The 14,744-nt window shown below is 44.0% G+C and carries 13 protein-coding genes; 6 read left to right on the forward strand and 7 right to left on the reverse strand.

Annotation, left to right across the window (positions count from 1 at the left end; translation table 11 throughout):
* Positions 1 to 50: 50 nt before the first annotated feature.
* Positions 51 to 227 (reverse strand): hypothetical protein, encoded by a 177-nt coding sequence (locus ON006_RS30665; RefSeq protein ID WP_244822055.1) that lies wholly within the window; start codon positions 225 to 227, stop codon positions 51 to 53.
* A 773-nt stretch (positions 228 to 1,000) separates the two neighbouring features.
* Entirely contained in the window at positions 1,001 to 3,067 is a 2,067-nt protein-coding gene (gene metG / locus ON006_RS30670; RefSeq protein WP_244822054.1) for a methionine--tRNA ligase, read from the reverse strand.
* A gap of 189 nt (positions 3,068 to 3,256) precedes the next feature.
* Here metG and ON006_RS30675 point away from each other — a divergent pair, with 189 nt between their 5' ends.
* Positions 3,257 to 4,255: an NAD-dependent epimerase/dehydratase family protein gene (locus ON006_RS30675; protein WP_244822053.1), complete on the forward strand. Its 999-nt coding sequence runs from the start codon at positions 3,257 to 3,259 to the stop codon at positions 4,253 to 4,255.
* A gap of 77 nt (positions 4,256 to 4,332) precedes the next feature.
* Complete coding sequence (locus ON006_RS30680) at positions 4,333 to 5,739, forward strand: tetratricopeptide repeat protein (RefSeq protein WP_244822052.1); 1,407 nt, start codon at positions 4,333 to 4,335, stop codon at positions 5,737 to 5,739.
* 7 nt (positions 5,740 to 5,746) lie between these two features.
* On the opposite strand, the gene ON006_RS30685 is transcribed toward ON006_RS30680, so the two are convergent.
* The gene (locus ON006_RS30685; protein WP_244822051.1) at positions 5,747 to 6,865 is read right to left on the reverse strand and encodes a glycosyltransferase family 4 protein; all 1,119 of its coding nucleotides are present in this window, start codon (positions 6,863 to 6,865) and stop codon (positions 5,747 to 5,749) included.
* 91 nt (positions 6,866 to 6,956) lie between these two features.
* On the opposite strand from ON006_RS30685, the gene ON006_RS30690 reads away from it, so the two are divergent.
* Together ON006_RS30690 and ON006_RS30695 are read left to right on the forward strand one after the other, a co-directional pair.
* Complete coding sequence (locus ON006_RS30690; protein WP_244822050.1) at positions 6,957 to 8,249, forward strand: M16 family metallopeptidase; 1,293 nt, start codon at positions 6,957 to 6,959, stop codon at positions 8,247 to 8,249.
* Positions 8,250 to 8,387: 138 nt separating this feature from the next.
* Complete coding sequence (locus ON006_RS30695; RefSeq protein ID WP_267609933.1) at positions 8,388 to 9,317, forward strand: glycoside hydrolase family protein; 930 nt, start codon at positions 8,388 to 8,390, stop codon at positions 9,315 to 9,317.
* Here the strand turns inward: ON006_RS30695 and ON006_RS30700 are convergent.
* Positions 9,290 to 10,537: a M16 family metallopeptidase gene (locus ON006_RS30700; RefSeq protein WP_244822048.1), complete on the reverse strand. Its 1,248-nt coding sequence runs from the start codon at positions 10,535 to 10,537 to the stop codon at positions 9,290 to 9,292. The two genes, ON006_RS30695 and ON006_RS30700, sit on opposite strands and share 28 nt — an antisense overlap.
* A 146-nt stretch (positions 10,538 to 10,683) precedes the next feature.
* On the opposite strand from ON006_RS30700, the gene ON006_RS30705 reads away from it, so the two are divergent.
* Positions 10,684 to 11,802 carry a tetratricopeptide repeat protein gene (locus ON006_RS30705; protein ID WP_244822047.1) on the forward strand — a complete coding sequence of 373 codons (1,119 nt, stop codon included), beginning with the start codon at positions 10,684 to 10,686 and terminating at the stop codon, positions 11,800 to 11,802.
* Positions 11,803 to 11,808: 6 nt separating this feature from the next.
* On the opposite strand, the gene ON006_RS30710 is transcribed toward ON006_RS30705, so the two are convergent.
* Genes ON006_RS30710 through ON006_RS30720 form a run of 3 tightly spaced genes read right to left on the reverse strand, consistent with a single transcriptional unit; the run spans position 11,809 to position 14,002 of the window.
* On the reverse strand, positions 11,809 to 12,942 hold the full coding sequence (locus ON006_RS30710; RefSeq protein ID WP_244822046.1) for an amidohydrolase family protein: 1,134 nt from the start codon (positions 12,940 to 12,942) through the stop codon (positions 11,809 to 11,811).
* Positions 12,943 to 12,975: 33 nt separating this feature from the next.
* Positions 12,976 to 13,482, reverse strand: coding sequence for a 2-C-methyl-D-erythritol 2,4-cyclodiphosphate synthase (gene ispF, locus ON006_RS30715; protein WP_244822045.1), 507 nt, complete (start codon positions 13,480 to 13,482; stop codon positions 12,976 to 12,978).
* 43 nt (positions 13,483 to 13,525) lie between these two features.
* Positions 13,526 to 14,002 carry a hypothetical protein gene (locus ON006_RS30720; protein ID WP_244822044.1) on the reverse strand — a complete coding sequence of 159 codons (477 nt, stop codon included), beginning with the start codon at positions 14,000 to 14,002 and terminating at the stop codon, positions 13,526 to 13,528.
* A gap of 254 nt (positions 14,003 to 14,256) precedes the next feature.
* Here ON006_RS30720 and ON006_RS30725 point away from each other — a divergent pair, with 254 nt between their 5' ends.
* On the forward strand, positions 14,257 to 14,727 hold the full coding sequence (locus ON006_RS30725) for a Dps family protein (RefSeq protein ID WP_244822043.1): 471 nt from the start codon (positions 14,257 to 14,259) through the stop codon (positions 14,725 to 14,727).
* Positions 14,728 to 14,744: the final 17 nt, after the last annotated feature.

The following is a 14,744-nucleotide window of genomic DNA, read 5'->3' on the forward strand; positions in this document are numbered from 1 at the left end:
ACATAAGAAGCATTTCAATCCCGAAAGTCACGATCACCGGAACATGGTCGCTATATTTTTGCCCAGAAATCAAAATCACCAATTTCGACAGATTCCAGTTTTTCAGCCATATCCGCAGAGACGTAGCAATAATCAATATGATAAGGCCGGTTCCGCGACAGATATAACGTCGGATGTTCTTCTGCGCCTTGGGTTTGCTTGTAGTGTTTGCTAATGATGTCTTTCACAAACTTTGAAGAATAATGCTGGTGAAAGAGAATATATTTTTCGCTTTGGCTAACAGAGAGGCAGCTCTTGCCACGCCTTAATTATTTTTAATGTATTTGCGTGTATTTTTTTAAATGTAACATAGTAATCGGAATTTCGAATGTGTGACGGCATCTTTACTAAATTATCTAAGTCACCCTCCCCATTATACCAGCTATTTAAGGTCAAGATCCTGTACAAAAAGGGAAAGGAATTCTCGTAAGCGTCAACTACTCCATTTGAAAGTCCCCGAAGGAAGCCTGGATTTTCCTTCAAGGATTGCATACTTGGGATAAGTTCGGGCGCACTGATAAGGAAGTCAAGAAGCCCTCCACCTCTAAGGTCAAAGGCATCCAAAGAGTTTTCTAGCATGTGTTGTTCAATTTAAATCTGTGTGCGAAAAAAGGATTATTTTAAGAAAACGAATTTAATGGTTCACTAAGTTTGCGTCAAACGAAAACACTTAGTGAATGCCTAAGCAGAAGTTTAAGCGGATCAAAAGATAATTCTTGCGGACAAAGTTTAGTCAGCTAAGTGGCTGACAGAGGCGCTTGACAAGGATCAATTTGCAGACCTTTTTTTGATAATAGAGCAATTCCAAGAGCAAAAACGTTAACGAGCTTTTCGACGAAAGTGATAACTTCTAATCGCCCGGTGAAGCGGAAACAGGCTCTGCTGGACAGCAACTCGACAGGAATAAGCAGGACGACGGAAATGAAAAAGGGGCTGAGAGTATCCTGGCCCCTTCTCAAAACTAGTTAACAGTTCCTCCGTTCCAGACATCTTTTCCTGGTTGTACGAAGGCAAGGCTTCCATCGCGGTCTTCGGCCATGAGTATCATGCCGTGGCTCTCCATTCCCATCATTTTACGAGGTGCAAGATTGGCAAGGTATAGTACTTTTTTGCCGATAATCTCGTCTGCCTTAAAGTGCTCCGAAATCCCGCTCAGTACTGTTCTCTGTTCAGTTCCTATATCAACAAGCAGCTTCAATAGTTTCTTGCTTTTGGGCACATTCTCGGCCTCGACGATCGTAGCGATACGAATATCCATTTTAGCAAAATCATCATATTGGATTTCCGGCTTGACAGGTGTTATCGTTTTGCCTTCCAGCTCGTTCAGACGTTTCGCGTCGTGTAATTTCTGAACTTGTTTTTCAATGACGTGATCTTCAATTTTCTCAAACAGCAATTGTGCTTCCTGAATAATCTGTCCCGCTGGTAAAAGATCAGCTTTGCCGGCGTCTTTCCATAGATTTTCTGTAATTCCGAATTGCTCCTGTAATTTGGCCGCGGTAAAGGGAAGTACAGGCTCGGAAACAATAGATAAGGTCGCGGAAATCTGCAAAGCGATATTCAAAATGGTGTTAACGCGTTCCGGTTCTGTTTTGATGGCATGCCAGGGCTGGGTATCGGCCAGGTATTTATTACCCAGTCTTGCCAGGTCCATGATGAATGTCAGCGCTTCCCGAAACCGGTAATTTTCCAGAGAATCTCCGATCTTCGAAGGAAATGCTTCCAGTTCCTTCAATACATTCAGATCAATTTCTTGCAAATCTCCTTTTGCCGGGACTTTACCTTCACAAAACTTATGGGTCAGGACTGCGGCCCTGTTGATAAAATTACCAAAAATACCTACCAGCTCGCTGTTGTTCCTGGTTTGAAAATCTTTCCAGGTAAATTCGCTGTCTTTGGTCTCGGGAGCATTCGCGGTAAGTACATAACGGAGTACATCCTGTTTGTCCGGCATTTCTTCGAGGTACTCATGAAGCCAGACTGCCCAGTTGCGCGAGGTTGAAATTTTATCACCTTCCAGGTTCATAAATTCATTGGCAGGCACATTATCTGCGAGAATGTAGTTCCCCTCAGCCATCAACATCGCAGGGAAAATGATGCAATGGAATACAATATTGTCCTTTCCAATGAAATGTACCAGTTTGGTCTCCCCATCGCCTGTTGGCTGCCACCACTTTTTCCATCCCTCGACTGATCCGGTTTTCTGAAAAAGCCAATCTTTTGTAGCGGAAATGTATCCTATCGGTGCTTCAAACCATACGTAGAGCACTTTCCCTTCAGTGTCAGGTAGTGGCACGCTAATCCCCCAGTCGAGGTCGCGGGTCATGGCGCGAGGTTTCAACCCGTCCTTTAACCAGGACTGACATTGCCCGAAAACATTGGTTTTCCACTCGCTATGGCCATTAATGTATTTTTCAATCTCAGGTTGCATGGTATCCAGCGGCAGGTACCAGTTTTTAGTTGCCTTCAAAACCGGGCTGGCGCCAGACAGCATCGAACGCGGGTCTTTTAATTCCAAAGGGCTCAAAGTAGAACCGCAGCGCTCACATTGATCTCCGTATGCGTTTGGGTTGGCACATATCGGGCAGGTACCTACAATGTACCTGTCCGCGAGGAATTGCTGGGCCGTTTCATCGAAATATTGTTCCGTAGTTTCTTCAACAAAGACATTCTTATCGTAAAGATCTTTGAAAATTTCCTGCGAAGTTTCGTGATGGATTTTTTTGCTGGTCCTGGAATAGATATCAAATGTGATCCCCAGCGCTTTGAAAGAATTATCAATCTGCTCGTAATATTTGTCCACGACCTGCTGAGGCGTCAGACCTTCTTTTTTAGCTCGGATGGTGATGGGAACGCCATGCTCATCGGTTCCGCTGATGAAAGCAACCTCTTTTCCTTTTGAACGCAGGTAACGTACATATATATCAGCAGGAATATAGCAACCGGCCAAATGCCCGATATGGATTGGGCCATTTGCATAAATCAGCGCTGCTGTAACGGTATATCGTTTTGGATTGGAAATGGGCATTTTAAAACGGGTAAAGTAAATTAAACAACAAAATTCGGAGCTTTTTAGATCGCCGGACCTGATACGAAGGGTAAAATTAGTAAAAGCGCAGTCGCAAAGTAAATATTAACTGAAATGAGTTTTACCGTTACCCTCTCCAAAAACCAACCTAAAAGACGAACTTTGAACCGCACAATTTGTTCTTAATTTATGAAGGTTCTCATTACCGGTGCCACGGGTTTGGTCGGCAGCGCTGTTGCCAAAAAGTTTCTTTCCGAAAATCATGAGGTTTTTACATTGTTCCGTGCGGGGTCAGACAGAAGTTTACTGACCGGAATAGCTGATCGTTTGCAATGGGTGGAAGGTGACATTCTGGATCTCAGCTTGCTGGAAAAAGCCATTGAGGGCATGGACGTCGTGATACATACTGCTGCAGTAGTATCCTTTGTGCCTCGCGACCGCAAAATGATGTACAAGGTCAATGTGGAAGGTACAGCCAATGTGGTGAATGTGTGCCTTCAACATCAGTCAGTCAAACTTTGCCACGTGAGCAGCATCGCCGCAATAGGCCGTCCCGATTCAAGGAAGGTGCTTCCCGGGCAGGATACGGTACTAAACGAAAGCCAGCGCTGGGAAGATTCTCCCGAGAACTCGGAATATGCCAAAACCAAACACCTCGCTGAACTGGAAGTGTGGAGGGGAGTAGCAGAGGGCCTTAATGCAGTAATCGTTAACCCTACATTGATTTTGGGAGAAGGCGACTGGACGAAGAGCAGCACTCAGATTTTTCGTTACGTATATCGGGAAAAGCCGTTTTACACGGAAGGGTTGGCGAATTACGTGGACGTTCTGGATGTGGCAGAAATCGTTTTTAAGCTGGTTGACTCTGACATTTCAGGAGAAAGGTTTTTGCTCAACGCCGGAAGCATTTCCTACCACAACCTGTTTAACTCCATTGCTGACGCAATGCATAAAAAACGACCGTCATTTAAGGTAAAGCCCTGGCTTGCAGGGATTATCTGGCGTGTGGAGGCGTTGAGGACATGGTTGCTGGGCACGAAGCCATTAATTACCCGGGAAACGGCACAGTCGGCAGCGCGAAGGGTCAGGTATGATAATGCGAAAATCAAAAATGCATTAGGTTTTAACTTTCAGCCTGTTGAGAAAACGGTCGCCCGCGTAAGCGAAAGTTTGGTTGGCAAGATTTGAATTAAGAGGAATTATTTTATAACTTTCTTTTATTATTTAGTGGTGCGTTAGCCCTCAATTCTAACCTAGAGGTTCGTATGATGGAGAAAAATTTCGGGGAAAGAAAGGATTATATGAAGGAGACATTGCTCAGGTTTGAAAGAATGCTGAAGACCAGCGAGCCGGTTTTTTTTGATTTGGATACGTACGAGAAAGTTACGGGCCACTATATAGAAAAAGGAGATTGGGAAAAGGCTTACAAAGCCTGCGAGCTGGGACTTTCAGATTACCCGTATTCACTGGACCTGCTGCTAAGTATGGTTCAGCTGCATGCCAACAGAGGAGAGCATGAAATGGCTCAGGAGATTTTGGAAAGGGCTTCGCTTTTTCATCCCGGCGACATTGAAATCTCTTTTATGCAGGTTGCGATTTCCAATATGATGGGCGAGTTTGAAGAAGCCATCGAAGTACTGGAAAACTTGCTGCAGCGGGTAGAAGACAAGGATGAAATTTACTTTCAGATAGGGCAGACTTACCAGAACTGGGGTAAGTACGAAGAGGCCATTAAATTCTACAAAAGGTCTCTCAAAAATAACCTGAACAATGAAAGCGCTTTATACGAACTGGCACATTGCCTGGATCTGGTAGGGCAGCTGGAAAGTCATTTGGGCTATTATAACGATCTGGTTGACAGAGATCCATTCTCTCACCATGCCTGGTACAACCTCGGGATTGCATTCAGCAAGCTGGAAAGGTATGAGGATGCTGTCAATGCGTATGAGTATGCTACATTGGTTAAGGATGATTTTGCCTCGGCATTTTTCCAGCTGGGCAATTCGTACATGAACCTGGAAAAGTATGATGATGCCAAGGATCAGTATCTCAAAGCAATAGAACTCGAAGGCGAGCAGCCGGAAACTTGCTGTTGCCTGGGTACCTGCTATGAAAAGCTCGGAGAGTTCGAAACCGCCATTAAATACTATCGCCAAACAGTCAAACTGGATAATCAGTGGGATGACGGCTGGTACGGTCTCGGTATCTGTTTCAGTGAGCTGGGCCGCTGGTATGAGGCAGTCGGTTTTTTGAGAAAAGCAATCCAGATCACGGAATTAAACCCTGACTATTGGCTGGCGCTGGCAGAAACGGAATTTAAAGTAGGCAATGTAGTATCTGCGTTTGAAGCGTTTGAAAAGGCAGCAGAAATTGAACCGTCCAACCCGGATATCTGGCTGAAATGGTCGCATGTGTTATTCGAGCAGGGAAATTACGCGCGTGCGTGTGATCTTTTGCAAGCTGCAATTGACGAAATGCCCGAGGAAGCCGATTTATACTACAGAATGTCGGTATACCAGATCCATGCGGGAGAATACCGGGAAGCATTGGTTAATTTGGAAGTAGGGTTAACCCTGGATTATGATGCTCACGTGCAGCTTTTTGACTTTTTTCCAGATCTTGAAAAACAAAAAGCATTGTTCAGGATCATTGAGCAATACAGAGAAAAATAGATTTGAATCAGGCCAGGTTTTGGTATAAATCAACCAATTGCCTGGCGATATGTTTCCCGGTAAATTGAGCGATATGCGTCTTGCCGGCAGCTACCAGAGAATGTCTTAATGAGGCATCAGTCATCAATGTTTTTAATTGATTGCTGATGTCTTCTGTTTGATAAGGGTCGGCGTATAGCCCTCCCGGGCCGCCCGCTTCTTCCAGGCAGGAGCCGCGGGCTGCGAGTACGGGCGTGCCACTGTGCAATGCTTCCAGCACTGGAATGCCAAAACCTTCGTAAATTGAGATATATGCAAAGATCTTGGCGGCTTGATAAAGCGCAGGAAGATGCTCGGTAGGAACATTGTGGACCAGTTTTACCTGTTTTCCAACGCCGAATCTGGTAATGCAATCTTTGATCGTCTGGGTATAAGGAGTTGGCTTCCCGATCAGTACCAGCTGGAAATCTGTGTTTTTCAGCATAGCAAAAGCTTCTACCAGCCGATGCTGATTTTTTCTTTCTTCCAATGTTCCAACCGAGAGAATGTAGGGTTCATGAATGTCGTAAAGTGAAAGGATTTGATCTGTCACTTGTTGATTGGGAAGCTGTTTAAAAACCGGATTACAATCCTGGTAAACGACCTGGATTTTATTTTTTTCAATGTGATAAAGGTCAATAAGGTCGCGTTTGGTCTGTTCACTGATCGCAATCACCACATCAGCACGTTCGCAGGCTGACTTGAATTTGTGCCGGTAAATCATCCGGTCAATGGGTTTGAAAAGATTTGGTAATCGCTCAAAAATCAGGTCGTGAATGGTTACCACTGAGCGAATACCGGCTTTCTGCAATCCTTGTGGTATCTCATTACTCAAACCATGAAAAACAGTGACATCGTCTTTTTGAAGTTGCCGGGTAATGCCGCTGTACCTCCAATAGGCTGCTAATTTTTTGTCTAAAAAACTTTGAGGCATCCGGATCGAGTCTTCCGGAAACGCGGTGAAAAGTTTTTGCCGGTTTTTGGGTGTATAGGCCAGATACTCGTGTTCTGGCTCAAAAGTCAGTAAAGCTTCCAGTACAAAACGGCTGTAATTTCCTAGACCTGTTTTATTGGCAAACGCTCTTTTGGCATCAAATCCGATCCGCATAACTGGTACTGTGCAAGGGTTTCCAAGCAAAAGTCTGTAATTTTGCGGATACCACCGAAAATTATTGGTGTGTATTTTGTGTTCAAAAGGAATGAAGAGAAATAACGTGCGTAAACGGGGAAACCCGAAAACATCCTCCCTTACACTTACAGAAGAATATCAGTTACATACGCTTGCCAACGGGATACGCATTGCACACAAGCAGGTTCCCTACACGCAAATCGCGCATTGTGGCATTATGCTCGACATTGGAAGCCGCGATGAATTGCCACATCAGCAGGGCCTGGCGCACTTTTGGGAGCATATGGCATTTAAAGGAACCGAAAAGCGCAGTTCTTATCATATCATTAACAGACTTGAAAATGTAGGCGGAGAGCTGAATGCTTATACCACCAAGGAGAAAATATGCTTTCACGCCTCGGTACTCGATGATCATTTCGAGAAGGCGATGGATTTGTTAGCTGACATTACTTTTCATTCTGTTTTTCCTGATAAACAAATTGAAAGAGAGAGGAATGTGATCATCGAAGAAATGTCCATGTACATTGATTCTCCCGAGGATGCGATACAGGATGATTTTGATCAGCTCGTTTTTCCAAATCACGCATTGGGAAACAACATTCTGGGAACTGCTGAGACTGTCAATTCATTTGGCAGAGCGGAATTGCATCAGTTTATCAACGAAAATATTGATACGGAACAGATTGTGGTTTCTTCCGTAAGCCGACTGCCATTTTCCAAAGTGATCCGCCTTGCAGAGAAGTATCTGGGCGATGTTCCTCACCGAAAAACCAATCGTATCAGACAAGCACCGGCATTGTATTCTCCATTGCATCAGCAGAAAGAACGTTCTATTTCGCAGGCACAATGTGCTATGGGACAACCCGCATATGCATTGCTGGACGACCGTCGGTTACCATTTTTTATGTTGGTCAATCTGCTGGGCGGACCAGGAATGAACTCGCGGTTTAACCTTTCACTGCGCGAAAAATATGGCTTTGTGTATTCCATTGAAGGAAATTACACGCCTTACCTGGATACGGGTTTTATGGGTATCTTCTTTGGAACAGAAAAAAAACAGCTGAACAAAAGCATTTCGCTGATCCACAAAGAGTTGAAACGTGTGAGAGAAGTGCCTTTATCTGTTTTGCAATTACATCAAACCAAAGTTCAGCTGATGGGTCAACTGGCGATGTCGGAGGAAAGCAATATGAGTTTTATGCTCATGATGGCAAAAAGCCTTTTGGACACTGGCAAAGTGGATTCATTACCTGAGATTTTCACAGAGATAGAACAGATTACGTCCAGCGAGTTACAGGAAATTGCAATAGATATGTTCAATGAACAGAATTTCAGCTACCTGACTTTCTTGCCGGAAGAATAGCATAACATTTAGATAGTAAAAAGCCATTGCATTACGTAATGGCTTTTTTTATTGGCGCGCAGACTAGCCTTTTTTGAGAATTAATTTGTAAATAAAATGAGACTTTTGACATTACCGGAAAACTTTAATCCTAACCCAATGAAAGAGAAATACCTGATCCTTTTCCTTATTTGTACTTTATTGGGTTGCAGCAAAGAAAAGCCGGCAGAGGATTCAAATGAATTTCCGGAAGAGCTTGTCCGCTTCAAACCATATCAGGGTAACCCTTTATTTGCAGGAACAGGCGATTCGACAAAGTGGGATGAGAAGATAAGAGAAAGAGGGTTTATTCTCAGGGAGGATAGTACCTATTATATGTGGTATACCGGCTACACGGAACAGACAGGTGATAGTATAAAATATCTGGGACTGGCTACGTCGACGGACGGTATCAAATGGAACAGATCGTCTGAAAAACCGATTCACAATTCGATTTGGGTAGAGGATATGTGTGTAGTCAAATCGGACAGCACTTATTATATGTTTGCCGAGAGCCGGGGCGATACTGCGCATTTGCTCACGTCCCAGGATAAAGTTAAATGGACGGATGAGGGAGCGTTGGATGTTCGCCTGAAAAATGGACAACCGATCGGGAAAGGCCCGTATGGTACGCCGGCAGTGTGGAAAGAGGCGGGGATATGGTACCTTTTCTACGAGCGAAATGACACCGGGGTTTGGCTGGCGACTTCCAGTGATCTAAAAATATGGACCAATGTACAGGACGAGCCTGTACTGAAAATGGGACCTGAAAAGTATGACCAGTTTGCGGTAGCGATGAACCAGGTCATTAAATACAATGGATTGTATTATGGCTACTACCACGCCTCGGCGTTCAAAGACTGGCGTGAATGGTCGACAAACGTGGCAGTTTCAAAAGATTTGATCCATTGGAAAAAGTATCCGAAGAACCCTATTCTCGGGAACAATAAATCCAGCGGAATTTTGGTGAACGACGGCTCGCAATTCCGGATGTACACCATGCACCCGGAGGTGAATGTTTATTATCCTTCTTTGGATTCAGCCCGGTAATATAATGTCGAGGCGTTTTCGGGCCTTAATACACTTTTGGCGGCCTGGTGAATGTCTGCGGAAGTAAGGTTGCGAATAGTCTCGGCGTCGCTGTTTGCCCAGTCCACGTTACCGGCATTGGCTGCAAAAGCAAGGTTCATAGCGCGGTTCAGCAGTTCTACTTCCGAAAAAGCCAGTGAGGCTTCCGATTGGTTTTTGACTTTGGTAACCTCCTCATCGGTCGCGCCATTTTCGGTAATTTCCTGCAATATTTCCATGATAGCATCGTCGGCGTCTTCCAGTTTTATACCCGGGTTGAGATTACCTTTTACTACCAGCAAGCCCGGATCAAGCGAAGAGGTTACACTGGCACTAATGCTGTTGAACAATGATTTTTCTTTCAAAAGCTTCTGATACAACCGGGATGATTTGCCCCTTCCCAAAATGTCGCTGAGCAAATCGGAAGCGTAAAACCCGTCCTGGTATCTTCCGGGCATATGAAACACTTTGACAATTGAGTTCAATGGTACCGCTGCGGAAGTCTCCAAATGCCTTATTTCCGATTGCACTGGCTCCTTCGGGATATTTCGAACGTAGGTTGGTCCGGCTGGTATGTTTCCAAACCATTTAATGGCAAGCTCCTGTATTTGTTCCAGCGTAACAGCCCCTGCTACTACCATCACGGCATTGTTAGGCCTGTAAAACCGAAAGAAAAAATCCTGTACGTCATTCATCGTAGCACGTTCAATGTGCTCAATGTCCTTTCCGATGGTTGCCCAGCGGTAAGGATGTTGCTGATAAGCAAGCGGTCTTAATTTAAGCCAGATATCGCCATAGGGCTGATTAAGATAGCGTTGTTTAAACTCTTCAATGACCACTTTTCGTTGAACTTCCAGCACATTGGGATCAAAGGACAGGCTGAGCATGCGGTCCGATTCAAGCCAGAAAGCAGTTTCAACATTGTCGGCAGGTAGGGTAATGTAATAATTGGTGATGTCGGGAGATGTAAAAGCATTGTTTTCGCCGCCTACATTCTGTACTGGAATGTCGTAACTGGGGATATTTTTTGAACCACCGAACATCAGGTGTTCGAAGAGATGTGCAAAACCTGTTCTTTCCTCATCTTCGTCCCGGGACCCAACATTATATAAAATATTGACCGCAGCCATCGGTGTTGAAAAATCTTCATGAACAAAAACTTTAAGTCCATTATCCAATGTAAACTGCTTGTAGCGAATCATATGATCAATCTTGTGAAATAATAATTAAAACTTTGAGGCCAAAATAACGTTGGTGGTAGAAACCCATACATTAAAATTAGGGTTATAAACAAAGCTACTGTTCAGTTGGGATACCACCAAACCATTTTGAGTTAATAGTCTAAGCCATGCAAAATACGTTTCGATTTCTGTGTTTAATTATACTGCTGTCTATTTTCTCTTCCACCGCCCGAGCTCAACTGCTAAACGATCCTGCTTCTCTCAAAAATATTCAGGGTAGTCTTGACAAAATCTACAACTACGAATTCGACGAGGCTGAAACCATTATTGAACAGGTTGAAAAAAAATATCCCAACCACCCCGTTTCCTACATTCTCGATTCATTTATTCTTTTCTGGAAATACCTTCCGATCAAGGATAACCCGGTGAAGTCGAAGGAGTATATTCATAAACTGGACCAATGTCTGGAAGCGATCAATAAAAAATACGGCAAAAACAGCCTGGATCCGGAAGCGGTTTTTTACACAATGGTGGCCCGGGGCTACATGGCTATGATCTATAATTATCGTGGCGAAATGGTCAATGCGGCTGGGGAAGGTAAAAAAGCCTACAATGCATTCGTGGAGGGGCTGAAACTTATCAATAAAAACCCAGAATTCTATTTCACTTCGGGGATGTACAACTATTATGTCGAGGTTTATCCCGAAGAACATCCTATTGTAAAACCGTTACTGGTGTTTTTTAAGAGCGGCGATAAAGCGTTGGGATTGAAACAGATAGACAATGCCACCAAAGTAGGTATGATCACAAAGGCAGAGTCCTGTTTTTATATTTCGCACATTTATCTAAAATATGAAAGTAAGCCGGAAAAGGCGGTTTTTTATATGGATAAGCTGGTCAATCTGTATCCAAGGAATCCGGTTTACCTGATGAAAAATATTGAGGCATTGCTGCTTTCAGGGAGGTACGATCTGGCTGAAAAGGAAATTGTTAACCTGAAAAAGATCAATACCGGGTTTTACCCTGCTGCCTGGCGGACTTTTCAGGGGATTTTGGAAGAGAAAAACGAAAAGAATGATGCTGCTGCTCAAAAAGAGTATTTGCTGGCATTAAAAACACCCCACGATGATCAGTACACAAAGGAATATCATGCGCTGGCTTACGCCGGGCTTGCACGGATTTCTGCACGTGCAGGAAGTAAATCGAAGGCAAAGGATTATTATAAAAAATGCCTTGACAAAGCTGAATACCGCTCGGTAATCAAAGAAGCCAGGGCATTTAAGTAGCCATATCTATTTGGGGAACTGGCTTTTATCTAATCCCGGAATGATTTTAAGGGCGTTCTTATAATATAACTTTTTCAACACTTCGTCAGACAAACCCATACCATACATTCGCCAGAATGCGTGGTATTTTTTGTGGTAGGGAAAGTACTCATCTTCCGTTTCCAGCACGCGGAAATAAGTTGCATATTCAGACGGTACCCAGCTATCCTTCCCGAACAAAACGCGGTCCTGGTATTTGTTAAAAAACTTTTTCGCCGTGCGTGGCTGCCTGCCCAGCTCCGCAATAACCGCGCCGATCTCTACATACATATTCGGGAATGCGATCATCAGGCTGTCAAGCTTTTTCAGATTGTTGGGATACCAGCCCATATGTGCATTGATAAAAGTAGTTTTGGGATTCTTGCGAAAAATATGATGCTGCTCAGCGATTAGTGAGTCGAAAGGAATGGGATCATTTGCACCGCGACGACGTCCAGGATGTGTTTTTAATTCAAGCCACCGCTCATTGTATCGGTCCATCGGGTCCCAGAATGATGGGACATCGGCCGTGTGGATCAAAACCGGTATACCCAGCTCGCCGCACTTCTGCCACACAGGTTGTAATCTTGGATCGCTTACAGCTACCCGATTACCCTTATCATCCTTAATGCCACTGAAACCAAGACTTTTATAGATTTTCAATCCTTTCGCACCCATTTTAACGTCTTCCTCCAATTGCTTTACAGCCTTGGCAGACCAGTCGCTTTCACCAAAGCCTTTGAACTGAAGATTGGTGAAAACAGCGATGCGTTTCGGTTGATTTTTGGCAATATTTTCCAAAGAACCTTTCAATGTAGCAGTACCTTCGCTCCATTCCTGTGACCATCCGCGACCACTCAAATTGACCATGATTCCCATGTTCAGGCTGTCCATTTGAGCGGTCAATGCTTTCAGGTCCTGGGTTGGCATCTGGTACTGATGATTGTGTACGTCGATGAATGGAAATTTGGCGCGCCTTACCACATGTTCTTCCACTTTGAGCGTGGAAATCGGGTCATACTCTTCAAAACCAAGTGGTTGTGTGACTTTCGAAGCATCTTGCGCGCAGGCACTAAACGATGCGCTGACCGTTATGGAAAGGAGGAGTATTACTTTTTTCATGTAGCGAATTGTCAAAGATTTTGAATGGAACGTTTATTTTTGATTTCCCGGAAAGTGCTCAGGAACGTATATCAATGCAACACAATGCGCGGCAATACCTTCTTCTCTCCCTACAAATCCGAGATGTTCCGAAGTCGTCGCTTTAATAGAAATGTCCTCCTCGGAAATGGCGGTAACCTTTGCCAGGCACGCTTTCATATCCGGGATATGCGGGTTCAGTTTAGGATTTTGTAGTACGATAGTGACGTCTACATTTCCTACTTCATATCCTTTCTCTCTGATCATTTCAAGGACTTTGGCCAGCAGAATTTTGCTGTCCACCCCTTTCCACTGCGGATCCTTATCGGAGAAATGATATCCAATATTACGAAGATTAGCGGCACCCAGCAGTGCATCGCAAATGACGTGACAGACTACATCCGCGTCTGAATGCCCCTTTGCACCGTGTGTGTGGGGGATCAAAATACCGCCAAGCCAAAAAGGCCGGTCTTCTACCAATTGATGTACGTCGTAGCCTTGTCCTATCCGGAAGGGAAACATTTAATTTTATTATTGTGAATGTAAAAATGGGAGAAGGATCAATTTACTTCACCTTTTCTTTGAGCAGGTCAATTTCTCCCTGCATGTAATCAAATCTGGTATCCACCCGGTCAAAACGATTCATCATGGCTTCAAAGAGGTTGTCAATACCTTCTTTGGTTGACATTGTGTCTTTGATATCTTCAATGTCAGTTGAATTTTTTCGGACTACCTGGGTTAACATAGCCATGCTTTCTTCCAGGGTACTTTGCCTGTCATTCAGCTGAAATTGATTTTTAGCCAGTTCGCGCATAGCGTCTTCCAACGATCCCACGTTTTGCTGTAACGATCCCACGTTTTGTTGTAATGATCCCACGTTTTGTTGTAATGATCCCATCTGTCCTCTGAGCAATTCCATAGCCCCCGAGAGTGAGTCTATTTTTCCGTCTAGCCTGTGCTGACCGTCATCTAATCGGTCGAAGCGGATGAGTGATTCGGCCATTAGTTCTTCAAGATTTCCAATCCTTTCCCTGTCTTTCATTGCATAATGTGGTTAAACAAATATAATAAAACTTTCTATAGCTATACGGCGGGATTGGTTGCAGGTCACAATTGAGAGGTAGCTTTTATTTTCGGTTTCAAAAATTCACACACTTTAACGATATCTTAATCCGACGAGGTTTAAAAAGGTTTATGTTTGATTTATAGTAGCCAAGAGCAACCTTTTTGCTCCAAAGATTGGTTACGTATAGAGCTAGTACTATATTAACAATACCATCCCAATTACTCATCAATATGAAAACAAACATCGGAATTTCGGACAGTAATACGCAGGCTGTCGCTTTTCAGCTGAACAAGTTGCTGGCCAATGAATTTGTGCTTTATACCAAAACCCGCAATTACCATTGGAACATCGGCGGGATGAATTTTTTCGAACTTCACAAGTTGTTTGAAGGACAATACGAGCAACTGCAGGAGATTATGGACGAAATCGCAGAGCGTATCAGAGCCATAGGTCACTATTCGGAAGCCCGGTTGGTGGATATTCTAAAATTGACAGACCTGCTGGAGCCTGAGTACACCAATGATGAAAAAACTCAGTTGAAAAACCTCCTGGATGATCACGAAACGATTATCAGAATATTGCGTACAGAGATCACCGAGTTCGCAGATACCTATAAAGACCTGGGATCGAGCGACTATGTGACTGGCTTACTGCGTACCCACGAGAAAATGGCATGGATGTTGCGCGCGTTTCTGAAGTAATGTGATCGATAATAAGA

The organism is Dyadobacter pollutisoli, from assembly GCF_026625565.1.
In the GTDB taxonomy this organism is placed as follows: domain Bacteria; phylum Bacteroidota; class Bacteroidia; order Cytophagales; family Spirosomataceae; genus Dyadobacter; species Dyadobacter pollutisoli.

What these genes read in the sequence shown, in the direction of transcription:
- ON006_RS30680 (WP_244822052.1), top strand. Translation starts at nt 4,333, where the DNA reads ATGATGGAGAAAAATTTCGGGGAAAGAAAGGATTATATGAAGGAGACA.
- metG (WP_244822054.1), bottom strand. Translation starts at nt 3,067, where the DNA reads ATGCCCATTTCCAATCCAAAACGATATACCGTTACAGCAGCGCTGATT.
- ON006_RS30710 (WP_244822046.1), bottom strand. Translation starts at nt 12,942, where the DNA reads ATGAAAAAAGTAATACTCCTCCTTTCCATAACGGTCAGCGCATCGTTT.
- ON006_RS30685 (WP_244822051.1), bottom strand. Translation starts at nt 6,865, where the DNA reads ATGCGGATCGGATTTGATGCCAAAAGAGCGTTTGCCAATAAAACAGGT.
- ON006_RS30700 (WP_244822048.1), bottom strand. Translation starts at nt 10,537, where the DNA reads ATGATTCGCTACAAGCAGTTTACATTGGATAATGGACTTAAAGTTTTT.
- ON006_RS30705 (WP_244822047.1), top strand. Translation starts at nt 10,684, where the DNA reads ATGCAAAATACGTTTCGATTTCTGTGTTTAATTATACTGCTGTCTATT.
- ispF (WP_244822045.1), bottom strand. Translation starts at nt 13,482, where the DNA reads ATGTTTCCCTTCCGGATAGGACAAGGCTACGACGTACATCAATTGGTA.
- ON006_RS30675 (WP_244822053.1), top strand. Translation starts at nt 3,257, where the DNA reads ATGAAGGTTCTCATTACCGGTGCCACGGGTTTGGTCGGCAGCGCTGTT.
- ON006_RS30690 (WP_244822050.1), top strand. Translation starts at nt 6,957, where the DNA reads ATGAAGAGAAATAACGTGCGTAAACGGGGAAACCCGAAAACATCCTCC.
- ON006_RS30725 (WP_244822043.1), top strand. Translation starts at nt 14,257, where the DNA reads ATGAAAACAAACATCGGAATTTCGGACAGTAATACGCAGGCTGTCGCT.
- ON006_RS30695 (WP_267609933.1), top strand. Translation starts at nt 8,388, where the DNA reads ATGAAAGAGAAATACCTGATCCTTTTCCTTATTTGTACTTTATTGGGT.
- ON006_RS30720 (WP_244822044.1), bottom strand. Translation starts at nt 14,002, where the DNA reads ATGAAAGACAGGGAAAGGATTGGAAATCTTGAAGAACTAATGGCCGAA.